The organism is Kitasatospora sp. NPDC001175, from assembly GCF_053598215.1.
Genome location: NZ_JBSFJU010000021.1, coordinates 108,933 through 127,646, shown reverse-complemented (window position 1 = coordinate 127,646; position 18,714 = coordinate 108,933). Strand labels below are relative to the sequence as shown.

At 72.3% G+C, this 18,714-nt stretch carries 13 protein-coding genes; 10 read left to right on the top strand and 3 right to left on the bottom strand.

What is annotated here, in order from left to right:
* Window positions 1-286: 286 nt before the first annotated feature.
* The 5 genes from ACWDAK_RS17860 (at window position 287) to ACWDAK_RS17840 (ending at window position 5,064) form a co-directional block, all read left to right on the top strand.
* Entirely contained in the window at window positions 287-1,372 is a 1,086-nt protein-coding gene (locus tag ACWDAK_RS17860) for an S-(hydroxymethyl)mycothiol dehydrogenase (RefSeq protein WP_427393855.1), read from the top strand.
* The gene (locus tag ACWDAK_RS17855; protein ID WP_427393856.1) at window positions 1,372-2,010 is read left to right on the top strand and encodes an MBL fold metallo-hydrolase; all 639 of its coding nucleotides are present in this window, start codon (window positions 1,372-1,374) and stop codon (window positions 2,008-2,010) included. The genes ACWDAK_RS17860 and ACWDAK_RS17855 overlap by 1 nt, the downstream gene beginning before the upstream one ends.
* 104 nt (window positions 2,011-2,114) lie before the next feature.
* A complete protein-coding gene (locus tag ACWDAK_RS17850) occupies window positions 2,115-2,903 on the top strand; it encodes a (Fe-S)-binding protein (protein WP_344641082.1) in 789 nt (262 codons plus the stop codon).
* Window positions 2,900-4,387 (top strand): lactate utilization protein B, encoded by a 1,488-nt coding sequence (locus tag ACWDAK_RS17845; RefSeq protein ID WP_425557862.1) that lies wholly within the window; start codon window positions 2,900-2,902, stop codon window positions 4,385-4,387. The genes ACWDAK_RS17850 and ACWDAK_RS17845 overlap by 4 nt, the downstream gene beginning before the upstream one ends.
* Window positions 4,384-5,064, top strand: a complete 681-nt coding sequence (locus ACWDAK_RS17840; protein ID WP_344641081.1) for a LutC/YkgG family protein — start codon at window positions 4,384-4,386, stop codon at window positions 5,062-5,064. Before ACWDAK_RS17845 ends, ACWDAK_RS17840 begins: the two co-directional genes overlap by 4 nt.
* 238 nt (window positions 5,065-5,302) lie before the next feature.
* Here the strand turns inward: ACWDAK_RS17840 and ACWDAK_RS17835 are convergent, their stop codons facing one another.
* The 3 genes from ACWDAK_RS17835 to ACWDAK_RS17825 all read right to left on the bottom strand — a co-directional run bounded on the left by ACWDAK_RS17835 (window position 5,303) and on the right by ACWDAK_RS17825 (window position 8,429).
* Window positions 5,303-6,190 (bottom strand): carbohydrate ABC transporter permease, encoded by an 888-nt coding sequence (locus tag ACWDAK_RS17835; protein WP_425557861.1) that lies wholly within the window; start codon window positions 6,188-6,190, stop codon window positions 5,303-5,305.
* A 114-nt stretch (window positions 6,191-6,304) separates the two neighbouring features.
* Window positions 6,305-7,177, bottom strand: coding sequence for a carbohydrate ABC transporter permease (locus ACWDAK_RS17830; protein WP_344641080.1), 873 nt, complete (start codon window positions 7,175-7,177; stop codon window positions 6,305-6,307).
* Between the two features lie 13 nt (window positions 7,178-7,190).
* Window positions 7,191-8,429 carry an ABC transporter substrate-binding protein gene (locus ACWDAK_RS17825; protein WP_344641079.1) on the bottom strand — a complete coding sequence of 413 codons (1,239 nt, stop codon included), beginning with the start codon at window positions 8,427-8,429 and terminating at the stop codon, window positions 7,191-7,193.
* Between the two features lie 390 nt (window positions 8,430-8,819).
* Between ACWDAK_RS17825 and ACWDAK_RS17820 the strand changes: the two genes are divergently transcribed.
* The 5 genes from ACWDAK_RS17820 (at window position 8,820) to ACWDAK_RS17800 (ending at window position 18,683) form a co-directional block, all read left to right on the top strand.
* Complete coding sequence (locus tag ACWDAK_RS17820; RefSeq protein ID WP_427393857.1) at window positions 8,820-9,872, top strand: LacI family DNA-binding transcriptional regulator; 1,053 nt, start codon at window positions 8,820-8,822, stop codon at window positions 9,870-9,872.
* 50 nt (window positions 9,873-9,922) lie between these two features.
* Window positions 9,923-11,197: a glycoside hydrolase 5 family protein gene (locus ACWDAK_RS17815; RefSeq protein ID WP_427393858.1), complete on the top strand. Its 1,275-nt coding sequence runs from the start codon at window positions 9,923-9,925 to the stop codon at window positions 11,195-11,197.
* Window positions 11,198-11,313: 116 nt separating this feature from the next.
* Entirely contained in the window at window positions 11,314-13,548 is a 2,235-nt protein-coding gene (locus tag ACWDAK_RS17810; protein ID WP_427393859.1) for an endo-beta-N-acetylglucosaminidase, read from the top strand.
* 48 nt (window positions 13,549-13,596) lie between these two features.
* On the top strand, window positions 13,597-17,805 hold the full coding sequence (locus ACWDAK_RS17805) for a glycoside hydrolase family 38 N-terminal domain-containing protein (protein WP_427393860.1): 4,209 nt from the start codon (window positions 13,597-13,599) through the stop codon (window positions 17,803-17,805).
* A complete protein-coding gene (locus ACWDAK_RS17800; protein ID WP_344641074.1) occupies window positions 17,802-18,683 on the top strand; it encodes a DUF7158 domain-containing protein in 882 nt (293 codons plus the stop codon). The genes ACWDAK_RS17805 and ACWDAK_RS17800 overlap by 4 nt, the downstream gene beginning before the upstream one ends.
* Window positions 18,684-18,714: the final 31 nt, after the last annotated feature.

Here is an 18,714-nt window from a genome sequence, read left to right as displayed (position 1 = left end):
CTGCCGGAGGTCCCGTTCCGTTCTCCAGTCCCACCACCCCGACACGCCGTTGGATGCTTGACAATCGACCACCTCGACCAACTTGTCGGCATTGCGGCGGTGGCTCCGTCGCTGACCGACGATCAGTGACCGGTGATCCGGTGGTCGATGGTGATCGCCGGCACCGTACGGTGTTGCCGTCGTGAACTACTCGCGACCGGCGCGGCCTGGCCGCGACCGGCACGAACCACCCGCGCGGGCACGGTCGGAGCGCCTGCCCGCGCCCGATGACGAGAGGTTCTTCCTCATGGCTCAGCAGGTGCGCGGCGTGATCGCCCGTTCCAAGGGTGCCCCGGTGCAGGTCGAGACGATCGTGGTCCCGGATCCCGGTCCGGGCGAGGCGCTGGTGCGGGTCCAGGCGTGCGGGGTCTGCCACACCGACCTGCACTACCGGGAGGGCGGGATCAACGACGAGTTCCCCTTCCTGCTCGGCCACGAGGCGGCCGGTGTGGTGGAGTCCGTCGGTGAGGGGGTGACCGACGTCGCGCCCGGTGACTTCGTGATCCTCAACTGGCGGGCCGTCTGCGGAAACTGCCGCGCCTGTCTGCGCGGTCGGCCCTGGTACTGCTTCAACACCCACAACGCCAAGCAGAAGATGACCCTGCTCGACGGGACGGAGCTCTCCCCCGCGCTGGGCATCGGCGCCTTCGCCGAGAAGACGCTGGTCGCCGCCGGACAGTGCACCAAGGTCTCGCCCGAGGCCTCTCCCGCTGCCGCCGGGCTGCTCGGCTGCGGTGTGATGGCCGGTCTCGGCGCCGCCATCAACACCGGCGACGTCGGCCGGGGCGACACGGTCGCCGTGATCGGCTGCGGCGGCGTGGGCAACGCGGCCGTGGTCGGCGCCAGGCTGGCCGGGGCCGCGCGGATCATCGCGGTGGACATCGACGACCGCAAGCTCGCCACCGCGCAGAAGCTCGGCGCCACGCACACCGTCAACGGCCGCTCCGCCGACCCCATCGAGGCTATCCAGGGGCTGACCGGCGGCTTCGGTGCCGATGTGGTGATCGACGCGGTCGGGACGCCGGAGACGTACCGTCAGGCGTTCTACGCCCGTGACCTGGCCGGGACGGTGGTCCTGGTGGGCGTGCCGACCCCCGAGATGAAGCTGGAGCTGCCGCTGCTGGACGTCTTCGGCCGGGGCGGTTCGCTGAAGTCCTCCTGGTACGGGGACTGCCTGCCCAGCCGGGACTTCCCGATGCTCATCGACCTCTACCTGCAGGGCCGCCTCGACCTGGACGCCTTCGTCAGCGAGACCATCCGGCTGACGGACGTGGAGGAGGCGTTCGGCCGGATGCACAAGGGCGAGGTACTGCGCTCGGTGGTGGTCTTCTGATGGCCGCGCAGTCCCCCCGCGTCGAGCGGCTGGTCACCTCCGGCACCTTCTCGCTGGACGGCGGCACCTGGCAGGTCGACAACAACGTCTGGATCGTCGGCGACGGCACCGAGGCGCTGGTCATCGATCCCGCACACGACGCCGAGGCGGTGTACGCCGCGCTCGGCGGCCGCCGGCTGGTCGCGATCGTGTGCACCCACGCGCACAACGACCACATCGCCGCCGCCCCGGCGCTCGCCGAGCGGACCGGCGCTCCCGTCCTGCTGCACCGTGAGGACCAGGTGCTCTGGAAGCAGACCCACCCCCAGCGTCCGGTGGACGGCGACCTGACGGACGGGCAGCGCCTCGCGGTCGCGGGCATCGAGCTGACCGTCCTGCACACCCCGGGCCACGCGCCCGGCGCGGTCTGCCTGCACTCCGAACAGCTGGGTACGGTCTTCACCGGCGACACGCTGTTCGCGGGCGGTCCCGGGGCCACCGGCCGGTCCTTCTCCGATTTCCCGACCATCATCCGGTCGATCCGGGAGCGGCTGCTGACCCTGCCGCCGGAGACGGAGGTGCGGACCGGCCACGGTGACTCGACCACGATCGGGGCCGAGGCACCGCAACTCGACGAGTGGATCAGGCGCGGTCACTGACGGCCGGCCGGATACGCTGGCCCTCCGGGGAGCCCGTCCGCTCCCCGGAGGGCCGTTCCGTACCGACGTCCCTGCACGGGAGCCCGATCGCCATGGAGGCCGCGATGCGCGTCGCACTCTTCGCCACCTGTGTGAACGACGCCCTGTACCCGTCCACCGCGATCGCCACCGTCCGGCTGTTGGAGCGGCTCGGTGTCGAGGTGGACTTCCCGGCCGAGCAGACCTGCTGCGGGCAGCCACAGTTCAACACCGGCTACCGCCGCGAGACCGAACCGATGGTCCGCCGCCTCGCGCGCGCCTTCGCGGCCTACGAGTACGTCGTCACCCCGTCCGGCTCGTGCACCGCGATGATCCGCGACGCCTACCCCCGGATCGGAGCCCGCGCCCGGACGGAGCGGCGCGGTACCGAACTCGCCGAAGCGGCGGACTCGTTGGTGCCGCGCGTGTACGAGCTGACCGAGTTCCTGATCGATGTGCTCGAGGTCGAGGACGTCGGCGCCCACTTCCCGTACACCGTCACCTACCATCCCTCCTGCCACGGCCTGCGGCTGCTGCGCCTCGGTGACCGACCGCTGCGGCTGCTGCGCGCCGTCAGGGGGCTGGAGCTGGTGGAGCTGCCCGGTGCCGAGGAGTGCTGCGGGTTCGGCGGGACCTTCGCCGTGAAGAACCCCGACGTCTCCACCGCGATGGGCGACGACAAGGTGCGCAACGCGCTGGGGACGGGCGCCCGGGTACTCTGCGGCGGGGACAACTCCTGTCTGCTGCACCTCGGCGGTCTGCTGCGCCGGCGGTCGGCGCCGCTGCGGCCGCTGCACATCGCCGAGATCCTGGCCTCCACCGAGGAGCAGCCGTGGACCGGCACGTCCGGTGACGAACAAGGGAGCGCGGTATGAGCGGTGGCACCTTCCTCGGCATGCCGTCCTTCCCCGGGAGCGGCCCGTCCGCTACCGGGAGCGGCCCCTCCTTCCCCGAGGCCGCCGCCGTGTCCACCCGGGACACGAGGTTGCGGGCCAACCTCACCCACGCCACCCGCACCATCCGCGAGAAGCGGGCGCGCGCGGTCGCCGAACTCGCCGACTGGGCCGAGCTGCGCGCCGCCGGCAAGGCGATCAAGGACCACACACTGCGCCATCTCGACCGCTATCTGCTCCAGTTGGAGGCGGCGGTCACCGAGGCGGGCGGTACGGTGCACTGGGCCGCCGACGCCGCCGAGGCCAACCGGATCGTCGCCGACCTGGTGCTGGCCACCGGCCAACGCGAGGTGGTCAAGGTGAAGTCCATGGCCACCCAGGAGATCGGGCTCAACGAGGCGCTCGCGGCCGAGGGCATCATCGCGTACGAGACCGATCTGGCCGAGCTCATCGTGCAGTTGGGCGACGACCGGCCCTCGCACCTCCTGGTGCCCGCGATCCACCGCAACCGGGAGGAGATCCGCGACATCTTCGCCGCGCGGATGGCGCAGTGGGGCCGGCCCGCGCCCGAGGGGCTGACCGACTCTCCCGCCCAGCTCGCCGAGGCCGCACGACTGCACCTGAGGGAGAAGTTCCTGCGCGCGGAGGTCGCCGTCTGCGGTGCCAACTTCATGGTCGCCGAGACCGGCACCCTGGTGGTGGTCGAGTCCGAGGGCAACGGCCGGATGTGCCTGACCCTGCCGAAGACGCTGATCTCGGTGGCCGGGATCGAGAAGGTCATCCCGCGCTGGCGCGACCTGGAGGTCTTCATGCAGCTCCTGCCGCGCTCCTCCACCGCCGAGCGGATGAACCCGTACACCTCGCTCTGGACGGGCACCCGCGGCCCGGAGGGCGACGGGCCCTCGGACTTCCACCTGGTACTGCTCGACAACGGCCGTACCGCCGCCCTCGCCGACCAGGTCGGGCGGCAGGCACTGCGCTGCATCCGCTGCTCCGCCTGCCTGAACGTCTGCCCGGTGTACGAGCGGGCCGGCGGCCACGCTTACGGGTCGGTCTACCCCGGCCCGATCGGGGCCGTTCTGACGCCCCAACTGCGCGGCACCGCAAGTGCGATCGATGCGTCGCTGCCGTACGCCTCTTCACTGTGCGGAGCCTGCTACGAGGTCTGCCCGGTGGCCATCGACATTCCAGAGGTGCTGGTGCACCTGCGCGAGCGGGTCGCCGGGCAGGGCGGACCCGGGCACCGGCTGGAGCGGGCGGCGGTGAAGGCCGCGGGGTACGCCCTGGACCACCCCGGTGTGCTGGCGGCCGGGGAGCGGATCGCGGGCAAGGCCCGTGGACTGCTTCCGAAACGACTGCCCGGCCCCGGTGGCGCCTGGACCGACACCCGCGATCTGCCCGAGCTGCCCGCCGAGCCGTTCCGCGACTGGTGGAAGAAGAACCGTTCCCGGAAGGACAGCCGATGAGTGGAAGCCGGGAGACGGTACTGGCCCGGATCCGCGCCGCGATCGGCCCGGAGCCCGTAGCGGGTGCTGCTCCCGCAGCTGCCGGTGGTCCCGCGCAGGACATCCCCCGGGCCTATCTGACCGCCCATCGGGACGAGGATCCGGCGGCACTGCTCGACCTGCTGCACGAGAACCTGGCCGACTACCGGGCCCTGGTCCACCGGAGTACCGAGGCCGGGCTGCCCGCGACCGTGGCCCGCCTGCTCGCCGCACACGGCTCCCGGACCGTGGCCGTGCCCGCCGATCTGCCGCCCGACTGGCTGGCCGCCACCACCGGAGTCAGGGCCGTACCCGACGACGGTACGCTCACCGCCGTCCGACTCGACGCCGTGGACAGCGTCTTGACCGGCTGCGTACTGGCGGTGGCCGAGACCGGGACGATCGTGCTGGATGCCGGTCCGGCCCAGGGCCGGCGGCTGCTCACCCTGGTCCCGGACCACCACATCTGCGTGGTGCGCTCCCCCGAACAGGTCGTCGCCTCGCTCCCCCGGGCGCTCCCCCGCCTGGATCCCACCCGCCCGCAGACCTGGATCTCCGGACCGTCCGCCACCAGCGACATCGAACTCGACCGGGTGGAGGGTGTGCACGGGCCGCGCACCCTCGAGGTGATCCTGGTGACCGGAGCCGAGGCGCCCTGAGGCGCCCGTTCCGGGTGCGCCGTGCGGGCAGAGGTGTCGTGGGCGAACCCGCCCGGGCCGGTGCGCCGCCGGGTCGGCCACCGGCTCACCGGCCCGGCTTCCCACTCCCGTCGTGCGGCGCGAACGAGGCGGGCCGATCCGTCGGTGCCGGCCCGCTGCCGCCGCGATGCGGACCTCCCTCCGGCCACGCGTGCGAGGCGGTTCACCCGATGGCCCGGGAACCAGGGGCCACCGCCGGTCAGCCCTTGATCGCGCCCTCCTCGACGCCTCGGAAGAAGAAGCGCTGGAGAGCGGCGAAGACCACCACGATCGGCAGGAAGGCGATCATGGTACCGGCCGCGATCAGGCGGGGGTTGGCGCTGAAGGTGCCGTTGAGGTACTGGAGGCCGACGGTGAGGGTGTACTTGTCGGGGTCGGTGAGCACGATCAGCGGCCAGAGGAAGTCGTCCCAGGCGCCGATGAAGGCGAAGATGACCACGACGCTCAGCATCCCGCGTACGTTGGGCAGTCCGATGTGGACCAGGCGCTGCCAGACGGTGGCGCCGTCCACGATCGCGGCGTCGTCCAGCTCGCCGGGGATCGCACGGAAGGCGGTCCGCATCAGCAGGACGTTCAGCATCCCGATCGCTCCGGGCAGCGCGACACCGAGCAGGGTGTCCGCGAGGCCGAGGCTTCGGACCGTCACGTACTGCGAGACGACCGTGACTTCTCCCGGTAGCACGAGGGTCGCCAGGAACAGACCGAGGGCCAGCCGGGCACCCCGGAAGCGCAGCCTGGCGAGGGCGAAGCCGGCGAGCGTCGCCCCGACGGCGTTGCCGCCGACGGTGATCGCGGCCACCACCAGGGAGTTGGCGGCGTACCGCCAGACCGGGACGGCCCGGGCGACCTCGGCGTAGTTGCCCAGGGTGGGACGGTGCGGCAGGAAGCTGGGAGTTCGGGTGAAGATGTCCTCGGTGGGAGCCTTGAGGGAGGTGGAGAGCTCCCAGAGGAAGGGACCCACGGTGAGCAGGAGCACCAGGAGCAGTAGCAGGTAGCGGACCGCCTTCTCGGTGGTCGAGGTGGAGTTGAAACCCCTGACAGGACGGGTTGCCGGCCGCGGTCGGGCGGTCGCGTGGTGCGCGGGCAAAGGCGGAGGATCGCTCGCCTGCACGAGCCCGGCCGACGCGGTCGGCTCGGTCGGCTCGGTCGGCTCGGTCGCCGAGCGGAGTCCGGTCGTCGGACGCTGTCGGGCCATCGGTTCTCAGACCGCCTTCCGGTCCAGGCGCAGCAGCAGGAGCAGCGGGCCGACGGTGATGACGAAGAGCAGCAGGCTGAGCGCGGAGGCATAGCCGAGGTGGCCGGTGAAGCCCCGGCTGTACATCTGGATCAGCATGACCACCGACATGTCCCGGCCGCCGGGGCCGCCGGTGCCGTCGGAGAGGACGTACAGCTCGGAGAAGACCCGTAGCGCCGAGACCGAGATCAGCACGGCGACCAGCAGCATGGTGTTCCGCACGCCGGGCAGCGTGACGTGCAGGAAGCGGCGGAAGGTGCCGGCGCCGTCCACGGCCGCCGCTTCGTGGAGCTCCCGGCCGACGTTCCCGAGAGCGGAGAGGTAGATGATCATGTAGTAGCCGAGACCCTTCCAGACCGTGAGGCTGATGGCGCTGAGCAGGAGCAGCCAGCGGTCGGTGAGGAAGGGCAGCGCGTGGCCGAGGACGCCGAGACGCTGGGCGAGGCCGTTGACCAACCCGCGTTCGTCCAGGACCCAGCCCCAGACGAGGGCCACCACGACGGCCGAGGCGATCACCGGGGTGTAGAAGGCGGTGCGGAAGAAGGTGATTCCGGGCAGGCGCTTGTGCACCAGCAGGGCCATCAGCAGTGGCAGCACGGTGAGCAGCGGCAGGCAGACCAGCATGTAGATCACGCTGTTCAGCAGCGCGTCTCCCAACTGCTCGTCGATCAAAGCACGGTGGAAGTTCTCCAGGCCGACGAAGTGCCCGCCGCCCAGCGGACGGGCGTTGGTGAAGGAGAGGATCACCGTGTTGACGGAGGGCCACACGGTGAAGACCAGCAGCCAGACCAGGGCCGGCGCGATGAGCAGCCAGGGGGTGAACCAGCGTCGGTGCGTCATGGCGGCGATGCCGTCAGTTCTTGAGGAGTTGGTCGCAGCGGGCGACGGCGTCGTCCAGCGCCTTCCGGGAGGTGGTGCCGCCGCTGATCGCCAGGGCGATCTGCTGGTTGACGATGTCGCTCATGGCCTGGTCCACCTGGACGGGCTGGAGGAGGGCGGCCTTGGCGAGCGAGGTGAAGGCGATGACCTTGGCCGTGCTCGCGTTGCTGCCGTCGCTCCTGCTGAAGTACGGGTCGCTCACGGAGGCCTTGGTGCTGGGGAAGATGCTGGTGAGGTGGGCGAATGCGGCCTGGTTCTCGGCATTGGTGATCCAGCGGGCCAGTGCGAGGGAGGTGGGCAGGTTCTTGCTGCTCCTGGCGACGGACAGGCCCTGGACGTACAACGGCGGGGTGCCCATGGCCGGTGAGGGGACGACCTTGGGCGCGAGTGTGGGGTTGTCGGTGGCGAGGCTGGTGATGTAGTTGGCGCCGCCGGTGGTCCAGGCGGCCGTTTCGGTGGAGAAGAGTTTGGCGTTTCCGGCGTACTTGTCGGTCAGGACGTCCTTGGGCAACAGGCCCTGCTGGTAGGCCTCGCGGTAGCGGTCGAGCAGGGCGGCGGCCTGCGGGGTGTTGAAGGTGAAGCTCCTGCCGTCCTCCGCCGTGATCGGCACGCCCGCGTTGGCGAGGTCGCCGAGACCGGGCTTGCGGCTCATCAGATAGGCCTGTCCGTCGGACTTCTGCTTGAACACCTTGGCCTGGGCGATGAGTTCGTCCAGGTTGGCGGGCAGGTTCTTCGGGTCGAGGCCGTACTTGGTGAGGAGGTCGGCGTTCCAGTAGTTGACGTCGGTGTTCAGGTACCAGGGGTAGCCGAAGGTGCCGGACTGGCCCGCGAAGCGGTACGCGTCGATGCCGCCGGCCACGTAGTCCTGGGCGAGCGCGGGGTCCGCGGTGGCGATGTCGAGCAGCAGTCCCTGTTTGACCAGGGGCAGCGCGAAGTCCGGCGGCAGGTTGACGACGTCCGGGAGGCTGCCGCCGGCGGCCTGGCTCAGCACCTTGTCGGCGTAGCCGTCGGCGGGCTGGTCCAGCCAGGTCACCTGCACGCCTGGGTGCTTGCGCTGGAAGGAGTCGATCACGCCCTGCAGGTAGTCGGTGAACTTCGGTTTCAGGGCCCAGGTCTGGAGGGTGACCTTGCCCTTGATCTCTCCGGTGGCAGCGGCGGGGGCACCGTCGCCGCCGGCTGAGGAGGGACCGCCGCCCAGTCCGCATCCCGTCACGGTCGTCGCCACAGCCGCGGCGACTGCCAGCCTTACCGCAACTGTCAGCCCTACCCGGTACTTTCGCATGAGGTCTCCCGGCCTGCCCTGGATCCGGCGCTCTGGTCGCCCGCCCGTCAGCCTGTGTGAGTCTGCGTGCCTTGCATGTGGTCACGTGCCGTTGCATGTCGCGCTGCCGTACCAAACGCGTGCGCGCACCGAACTGCGCGCACCGGACCCGCCGACCGGCGGCCCCGCCGTCCCCGGCCCCGCAGGGGACGACCCGCGAAACGCGACTCGCGGGAACCGGCTCGCGGGCACCGGGAATCCGAAGCAGCCGAGCTAAACCGCTCTAGTGCCCGGGACTATCCTCCGGGCTACACTCCGTGTCAAGAGAGAGGAGTCGGAGCCGTGGGGCGACCGACGATTGCCGACATCGCGCGGCAGGCCGGGGTGTCCAAGGGCGCGGTCTCGTTCGCGCTCAACGGACGGCCCGGGGTGAGCCAGGCGACCAGGGAGCGGATCCTGCTGGTCGCCCGGGAGATGAACTGGCGCCCGCACAGCGCCGCGCGGGCACTCGGCGGGGCCCGCAGCGAAGCCGTCGGGCTGGTGATCGCCAGGCCGGCCCGGACCATCGGGGTGGAACCGTTCTTCGCCCAGCTGCTCTCCGGCCTGCAGGCCGGTCTCTCGGCCAGGGCGGTGGCGCTGCAGCTGCTGGTGGTCGAGGACACCGCGGCCGAGATCGAGGTGTACCGGCGCTGGACGTCCGAGCACCGGGTGGACGGCTTCATCGTGGTGGACCTCAAGGTGCGCGACGAGCGCATCGAGATCCTGGAACGACTCGGCGTCCCGGCGGTCGTGCTGGGCGGCCCCGGCCGGCACGGCAGCCTGCCCAGCGTGTGGGCGGACGACCGCGAGGCGATGCTGTCGATCGTGCACTACCTGGCCGCACTCGGCCATCGCCGGATCGCCCACCTGGCCGGACTGCCCGGCTTCCGGCACACCCAGCGGCGGATCCGCGCGCTGCGCGACTCGGCCCGCAGCCTCGGGCTGGTCGAGGCGGTCTCGATCCCGACCGACTTCAGCGACGCCGAGGGCGCCGCCGCCACCCGCCGCCTGCTCGCCCGGCCCGAGCGGCCGACGGCCATCGTCTACGACAGCGACGTCATGGCGGTGGCCGGGCTCGGCGTGGCCACCGAGATGGGCGTGGCGGTACCGGGCGAGCTGTCGATCGTCTCCTTCGACGACTCGGTGCTGGCCAGGATCGTCCACCCAGCGCTCACCGCGCTCTCCCGGGACACCTTCGCGCTCGGCGAGCAGGTGGCCCGGCAGCTGCTCACCGCGATCGACGCCCCGGGGACGGTCCGCGACCTGCAGACGCCCACTCCGCTGCTGACCGTCCGGGAGAGCACGGGCCGCCCCGCCGGCGAGGGCGCTCTTGGCAACCCGGATAAACCGCTTTAGGCTCCTGCCCCAACAAGGGGCCCGCCCTGCCCGGCAGCCGGAGGACGCGCGTGACCATCCAGCACCCAAGCCCTGACCGAGTGCGGTTCGGCGTCAACTACGTTCCTTCGGCGGGCTGGTTCTACAGCTGGCTGGACTTCTCGGCCGATGCCGTGCGGCGGGACTTCGAAGATCTGGCCGGCCTCGGCCTGGACCACGTCAGGGTCTTCCCGATCTGGCCGTGGATCCAGCCGAACCGCTCGCTGATCCGCCGGCGCGGCATCGACGAACTGCTCGAACTCATCGACATCGCTGCCGAGTTCGACCTCGATGTGGCCGTCGACCTGCTCCAGGGGCATCTGTCGAGCTACGACTTCCTGCCTTCCTGGGTGCTCACCTGGCACCGGCGCAGCCTCTTCACCGACCCCGCCGTCCGCGAAGGCGTCATCCGGTACGTCGACCGGGTGAGCCGGGCGGCGTCCAGCCGGTCCAACGTCTTCGCGATCACCCTCGGCAACGAGGTCAACAACCTCTGGCCGGCCAACCCGACCGACGCCGCGGAGTCCTCCGGCTGGGCCGCCGAGCTGCTGCGGACGGTCAGCGCGGCCGCGCCGTACGTGCTCGGCCTGTACTCGCTCTACGACGCCGCCTGGTACGACCCCGAGCATCCGTTCCATCCCGTCGACGCGGCCGAGTTGGGCGATCTGACCACCGTCCACTCCTGGGTGTTCAACGGTGTCTCCACGCTCGACGGCCCGCTCGGGCAGGCCACCGTCTCGCACGCCGACTACCTGGTCGAACTCGCCGCCGCGACCGCAGGCGACCCCGCCCGGCCGGTCTGGCTCCAGGAGATCGGCGCGCCCCGGCCCGACGTACCGGACGCGGACGCACCCGCCTTCGTCCGCCGCACACTCGACCTCGTTCTCGCCAACCCCGCGCTGTGGGGCGTCACCTGGTGGTGCTCGCACGACCTGGACCGCTCGCTCGCCGACTTCCCCGAACGCGAGTACGACCTCGGCCTGTTCACCACCGCCCACCGCCGCAAGCCGCTCGCCGTCGAACTCGCCGCCGTCATCACCGAGCAGCGCGCGGCCGGGCGCACCGCGCGACAGCAGGGACGGCGCGGCACCGCAGCCGACCGTCCCGGACTGCTCTGCGAGGTCGATCTGCGCGAGCGACCCGACCGGCGCCGAGAGGTCGCCCCCGGCAGCGCCTTCCACTCCGAGTGGGTCCGGCAGCGCGGCTCGGGCCCACTCGCCATCGTCCCCGCCACCCGCGCGGCCGACCCGAAGTACCTGACCACGCGCGGCATCGGCAGGCTCATCGAGCCCACCGAGCGCTCCTGACCTCCCGAGGCCGCCCCACCGCAACGCCACACCGGGCGTCCTCGCACCACCGCACCACCGCACCCGACCACTCGCTCCGCACCGACCACTCGCCCCGCGCCGGATCGGAGACCCGGATGAGACTCAGACACCTCGCGCTGCTGCTGTGCGCGACCTTGGCCAGCACCGTCCTCGGCACGGCCCCGGCGACAGCCGGCGCCGCCCCAAGCAGGGTCAAGGCCGAAGCCACCGCCGAGGCCGCCACGCCGAGCGACGGCCAGCCGTACGCCTCCCACTGGTATCCGAACAGCATCCTCGACTGGGACCCGGCCACCGACCCGGACGCCAGGTTCAACCGCTCCAAGGTCCCGCTGCAGCGCCGCACCGCCGATCCCGCGCTGCGGGCCAACCCCGACGCCCGTACCGGCGAGGGGAGGATCTCCGCCCTGGTGTCCTTCGCCCCGACCTCCGCCAACCCGTCCCAGGGTTCGCCCGACCCCGACTACTACGCCTTCGGCTACTGGCAGTACGTGAACACCCTGGTGTTCTGGGGCGGTTCGGCAGGAGAGGGCCTGATCCTGGCCCCCAACCCGACCGTCATCGACGCGGCGCACCGCAACGGCGTCAAGGTCTACGGCACGGTGTTCTTCCCGCCCACCGCCTACGGCGGGCAGCTGCAGTGGGTGCGCGACTTCGTACAGAAGTCCGGCTCCCACTACCCGGTCGCGGACAAGCTGGTGCAGGTGGCCGAGTACTACGGCTTCGACGGCTGGTTCATCAACCAGGAGACGGCGGGTGCGGACGCGGCTCTCGCCACCGAACTGCGCGACACCATGACGTACGCCCGGTCCCGGGGCCCGGTCGAGTTCCAGTGGTACGACGCGATGACCAGCTCCGGCGACGTCGGCTGGCAGGAGCAGCTGGACTCGGCCAACTCGGCGTTCCTGCAAGACGGTTCGAACCGGGTGGCCGACTCGATGTTCCTCGACTTCGGGTGGACGGCCGCCGAACTCGACTCCTCGCGTGCCGTGGCGCACTCGCTGGGCCGCAGCGAGTACGACCTGTACTCGGGTGTCGACACCGAGGCGGCGGGCTACAACACCGACGTCTCCTGGGACGCGATCTTCCCGCCGGGCAAATCCCAGGTCACCTCACTCGGCCTCTACCGCCCCGAGTGGACCTGGAAGTCGGCCACCAGCCGTGCCGACTTCTACGCCAAGGAGTCCCGTTACTGGGTCGGCGCCAACGGCGATCCGTCCGACACCACCACCTCGGGCTCCTGGAAGGGCCTGGCCGATCACATCGCCGAGTCCTCCCCCGTGACCGCCAAGCCGTTCGTCACCTCGTTCGGCACCGGCCAGGGCGACTTCTACAACTCGGCCGGCAGGCGGGTGAGTTCGACCGGCTGGAACAACCTCTCGCTGCAGGACGTGCTGCCCACCTACCGCTGGCTGGTCTCCTCCGGCGGCAGCAGGCTCAGTCCGTCGATCGACTTCACCGACGCCTACGAGGGCGGCTCCTCGCTGCGCCTGACCGGGCGGCTGGACGCCGTCAACACCGTCCGCCTGTACCAGTCCCGGCTGCCGGTGACCGCCCGCACCCGGCTGTCCTTGGTGGTCAAGACCCCTGCCGCCGGGGACTCCCGGCTCAGTGCGGCGGTGTCCTTCACCGACAGCCCGACCGCCTTCACCGCCATCCCGCTCGGCGCGACCCGCGGCAACGGCTGGGAGCGGCGGACCCTGGACCTGTCGGCGTACCGGGGACGGACCATCGCCCAGATCGGGCTCCGGGTCTCCGCCCCGAGCCCGGTCGACTCCTACGACGTGCGGATCGGCCAGCTCGCGGTGTACGACGGAGCGGTGAGCACCACCGCCTCGCCCGCCGCCCTCACCGTGCTCGGCACCGATGACGTCTCGGCGACCCGCAAGTCGCTCCGGCTCTCCTGGAAGGCGCCGAGGAGCGGTTCCGTGCACCACTACGAGGTGTACCGGTGCAACCCGGACGGCAGCCGCACCTTCCTCGGCGGCACGCCCAACGACGCGTACTACGTGCCGCGACTTGACCGGGTCGGCACGGAGACCGCCACCACCATCGAGGTCGAGGCGGTCTCGACGACCTACGGGCACTCCCGGGTGGCCACGGCCAGAGTGAGCTGGACGAAGGACCGGCCGGCCACGACCGGGAACGCCCGGCCCGACACCACCGGGCCCGTCCAGCCCTCCGGCCCCGCCGTCCGAACCCCTGATCCCATGGCCCGCACCTCCGCCGCCATCACCCGAACCCCTGACCCCGCCACCCGGACCTTGGATCCCACGGGCCGGACCTTGGATCCCGCCGCCCGGATCGGCGGGTTCGGGGCCCGGGGCACGTAGCAGCCGGAGCACCCCGCGACTCCCCCTCCCACCAGGAAGGACCACCCCGTGCCGGTCGCCATCACCGCCGTGGAGAACACCGACCTGTTCGTCGGCACCGAGGACGCCTCCCGCCAGGTGCTGCGCGTGGCCCTGGACACGACCGCCGACGGCCCGCCCGTCCGGGTCACCGTCACCGGGCCCGGCGTCAGCGGCGAGGCCACCGGCACGGGCGTGGTCGACGTCCCGCTCACCGTCGCCGATCCGGTGGTCGGCGCCCGGCTCCCGGTCACGGTGGCGGCCGGGAACGCCGTGGCCGAGGCCACCGTCGAGGTCGCCGAGCCCGGGTGGACCGTGTTCCTGGTCTCGCACTTCCACTACGACCCGGTCTGGTGGAACACCCAGGCCGCCTACACCTCGCCGTGGGAGCTGCTCTCCGGCGACGCCACCACCCGGCCGCTGTGGGAGCGCAACGGCTTCGCGCTGGTCGACGCGCACCTGGACCTGGCGCTGCGCGACCCGGTGTACAAGTTCGTGCTCGCCGAGATCGACTACCTGAAGCCGTACTTCGACCAGCACCCGGAGCGCCGCGCCGATCTGCGGCGGCTGCTGGAGCGCGGCCAGGTCGAACTGGTCGGCGGCACCTACAACGAGCCGAACACCAACCTGACCGGCGCCGAGACCACCATCCGCAACATCGTCTACGGCATCGGCTACCAACGCGAGATCCTCGGCGGCGATCCCCAGACCGCCTGGCAACTGGACGTCTTCGGCCACGACCCGCAGTTCCCGGGCTACCTGGACGCGGCCGGGCTGACCGGCAGCGCCTGGGCGCGCGGGCCGTTCCACCAGTGGGGGCCGATCCAGAAGAACTTCCGCACGGCCAAGGACGACGCCACGGTGATGCAGTTCCCGAGCGAGTTCGAGTGGATCTCGCCCTCGGGGCGCGGGGTGCTCACCCACTTCATGCCGCACCACTACTCGGCCGGCTGGTGGATGGACTCCTCCCCCGACCTCGCCAGCGCCGAGCAGGCCGTCTACGAGCTGTACCGCAAGCTCAAGCCGGTCGGCGCGACGCGGAACCTGCTGCTGCCCGTCGGCACCGACTACACCCCGCCGAACAAGTGGGTCACCGAGATCCACCGCTCCTGGGCGGCCAAGTACGTCTGGCCGCGCTTCAGTTGCGGCACCCCGCGCGACTTCCTCACCGCCGTCCGCGCCGAACTCGCCGCCACCGGACGGCGGCCCAGCCCGCAGACCCGGGACATGAACCCGGTCTACACCGGCAAGGACGTCTCCTACATCGACACCAAGCAGGCCCAACGGGCGGGCGAGGTGGCCGCCGTGGACGCCGAGAAGCTCGCCACCCTGGCCGCCCTCCAGGGCCTGGGCCGCTACCCGCAGGCCGCGCTCGACAAGGTCTGGCGCCAACTCGCCTACGGCGCCCACCATGACGCGATCACCGGCTCCGAGTCGGACCAGGTGTACATCGACCTGCTCGCGGGCTGGCGGGAGGCGCACGACCTGGCCGCCACCGTCCGGGACGCCGCACTTGACGCGCTGGCCGGCCGGATCGACACCACCGGCGAGGGCGGGGCCGTGGTGGTCGCCAACACCCTCTCGTTCGACCGCTCGGCACCGGTGGAGGTCCGGCTACCGGAGGGCGACGCCGGCGGCCGGGTGCTGGACGACACCGGCGCCGAGGTGCCCTGCGCGGTGGACCGGGGCGTCCTGCGCTTCCTGGCCGAGGACGTCCCGGCCCTCGGCTGGCGGACCTGGCGGCTGGTGGACGGCACACCGGACGCCGCCTGGCAGCCCGCCCAAGGCCTGACCATCCGCAGCGAGCGCTACCGGGTCACCGCCGACCCCGCCCGGGGCGGCGGCCTGTCCAGCATCCACGACCTGCGCCACGGACGGGAGTTGATCCAGTACGGGCGGATCGGCAACGAGCTGCGGGTGTACGAGGAGTACCCGCAGCACCCGGACTTCGGCGAGGGCCCCTGGCACCTGGTTCCCAAGGGCCCGGTGGTCAGCGCCGGCTCCGGCGCCGCGAGGGTCCGCCGGGAGACCGGCCCGCTGGGCGAGCGCCTGGTGATCGGCGGCACCGTCGACGGCATCACCTACGAGCAGACGGTCACCCTCTGGCACGGCATCGAGCGGGTCGACTGCCGGACCCGGGTGGTGGACTACGCCGGTGCCGACCGGCTGCTGCGGCTGCGCTTCCCGGTCGACCTGCCGGGCACGCTGCCGGTCAGCGAGGTGGCGGGCGCCGTGGTCGGCCGCGGGTTCGCGCTACCGGACGTCGACTCGGCCGAGGCTCCGTGGACCCTGGACAACCCGGCCAACACCTGGTTCGGGCTGAGCGCCACCGCCCGCGTCGTGCTCTCGGACCTGACCGGCGCGCCGATCGGCGAACGGGCGCTCGGCGTCGCCGAGGTGGTGGTCCCGTCGCTGGAGGACGCCGCCTCGGCCCGCGCAGTGGTCGTCGCCCTGGCCCGGGCCGGCGTCACCGCGACCACCGCGAGCGCCGACTGGTCCCGCTACGGCTGGCTGGACGTCGACTCCAACCTCCCGGACTTTCGCATCGTCCTGGGCGGCCCGGAAGTCAACGGCGCCGCACGGGAGTTGCTGGAACGGTCCGGCGCCGAGTACGCGGCCGCGCTCAAGGCGCACGGGCGGGTGTGGGTGCCGGCCGACAAACCCCTGCACGAGATGTGGCAGCCCGGCGCCGACCTGCGCGACCTGCGCGCGCTGCCCACCCTGGTGGTGACCGATCCCGCCGCACTCGCCGAGGACCTCGGCGACGCCCGTGTCCTCGCCGTCTGCCCGGGCGCGGTGGCGGAGGGCGAACTGCTCACCGACCACACCGTCGCCCTGCTCACCTTCGGCCTTCCCGGCTTCGCCGTGGACCCGACCGGCGCCCTGCACCTCTCACTGATGCGCAGCTGCACCGGCTGGCCGTCCGGGGTCTGGATCGACCCGCCGCGGCGCACCCTGCCCGGCGGAGCTTCCTTCCAACTCCAGCACTGGACCCACGACTTCAGCTACTCGCTGGTGTCCGGGGAGGGCGACTGGCGGGCGCTGGCGCTTCCCGCGCAGGGCCAGGAGTTCAACCACCCGCTGCACCCCCGGCTCGTCCCCGCGCACCCGGGCCCGCTCCCGGCCCGGCTCGCCAACCTGCGGATCCACCCGGAGCGCGAGGTGCTGCTCAGCGCCCTCAAGCCGACCGGCAACCCGATCGCCCGGGGCTCGGCCGCGGACGTCGACCCGGCCGCCGGGGTGACGCTTCGCCTGGTCGAGTCCACCGGCCTCGGCCGCACCGTAGGGCTGGAGGGCGCGCTGCGGTTCACCGGGCTGCGCACGGCCGACCTGCTGGAGCGGGCCGGTGAACCGCTCACGGCTGCCCCGGCGCTGCACGGCTCGGAGGTCGCGACCGTGGTCGGCGCGCCGGAGCGCACCGGGCCCGCGGCCGGGGCAGCGGAGCTCGGGCCGGTCGCCGAGGCGGCGCAGCCCGTGCACTCCCGGTACTGGCTGCACAACCGGGGCCCGGCCCCGATGGGGTACCTGCCGGTCTCGGTCGGCCTCTCGCCGGGGCTGCTGCGCACGGACGGCGATCCGGTGGAGGTCTCGGTGGTACTCGCCTCCCAGCTGCGCGACGCGGCGGTCGAGGGCACGGTGAGCCTGCTGGTGCCGGACGGGTGGGAGGTGAGCTGCGGGAGCCGGCCGTACCGGCTGGAGGCCGCGGGTCACCTCCGCTTCGCGGTGACGCTCCGGCCGCCGGCCAACGCCGCACCCGGCCTCTACTTCGCGGCGGCCCGGGTGGAGCACGCCGGGCAGTCGGTCGAGGACGTCGCCACCATCGCGGTCGGTGACCTGCCGGGGATGCTGCCGGTGCCGGGTGAGGTCCCGGAGGACTGGACGGCGGCCCAGGGGACCAAGGCCACCGGTGGCCGGGACACCGGCCTCGCGGTGGACGTCACCGCCACCTCGCTGCGGCTTGTGCCGGGCGGCCGGGCCGAGTTGGGCATCGTGCTCGCCAACCGCACCAGGGGGGAGATCCGGGGCGAGCTGCAGCTGGTCTCCCCGTGGGGGACGTGGCAGGCGATCACCGAACCGGTGCGCGGATTCACCCTTCCGGCCGATACCGAGCGGACGATCGCGTTCGAGGTGGCCGTCCCCCGCGACGCCGAGGCCGGGGCGTACTGGGCGCTGGCGAAGGTGATGTGGTTCGGCCGCTGCCAGTACGCACCGACCGTCGAGTTGGTGATCGCCCCGTGAGCGCCGCACCACGCCGGCCCGACGAGCTGCACGTGCACCCGCACCCGCACGGTCACGAGCAGACGGACGACCACGGGCAGGACCGAGGGCATGCCCACGGGCACGCGAACTCGGCGCCCGGGATCCTCGGCCTGCTGGACGGCCGGCCGCTGCCCCGGGCCGAGCTCGACCGCCGGCTGACCGCCCTGCGCAACGGGCCCCGGTCCTCCGCGCTGCCCGTCCCCGGGAGCGCCGAGGACCGGCAGCTGACCCGCTGGGTCGCCCAGGTGGTGCTCACCGAGCAGCTCTGTGCCGTCGAGGCGGCGGCACGCGGACTGGAAGGCGAGGCCGAGGACGGCGGTCGCGGCGGGGCGCCACCCGTCCGGCTGAACCAGCGTGCCGCCGTCGAGCTCGGCTCGATCGCCGCCGCCGCGTTCGAGGGAAGCGCCGCCGTACGAGCCGTGTACCGCGCGGTGACGGCCGACGTCACGGTCCCACCCGCCGAGGTCGCCGCATACCGCTCCGCCGTCGAGGACCGGCCGGACGGGGAGCGACCCGACGGGGCCGGGCCGGACGGGAACGGGCCGATCTGGCGGATCGCCACACCGGACGGGGAGTTCGACGCCCGGCCGCTGACACTGCCGCTCGCACTGGCCGCCGCGCTGCGTACGGCCGGCCCCGGGGTCACGGTCAGCGTGGACGGCTGGAAGGCCACCCTGCTCACCGAGCGCGCCGCCCCGGTCGCTCCGTCCGACCCGGCCCCGGAGCTGCTGGAAGCCGCCCGCCGGATCGCCTTCGTCCGCTGGCTCGACCACGCCCGCGCGCACCGGCTGCAACTGGTACCGGGCCTGGAGCACCCCGGCGACCCGGCTCAGCCGGACAACCACCACCGGCACTGACCTCTACCCGGCGGCCCCACCCTCCGTACGA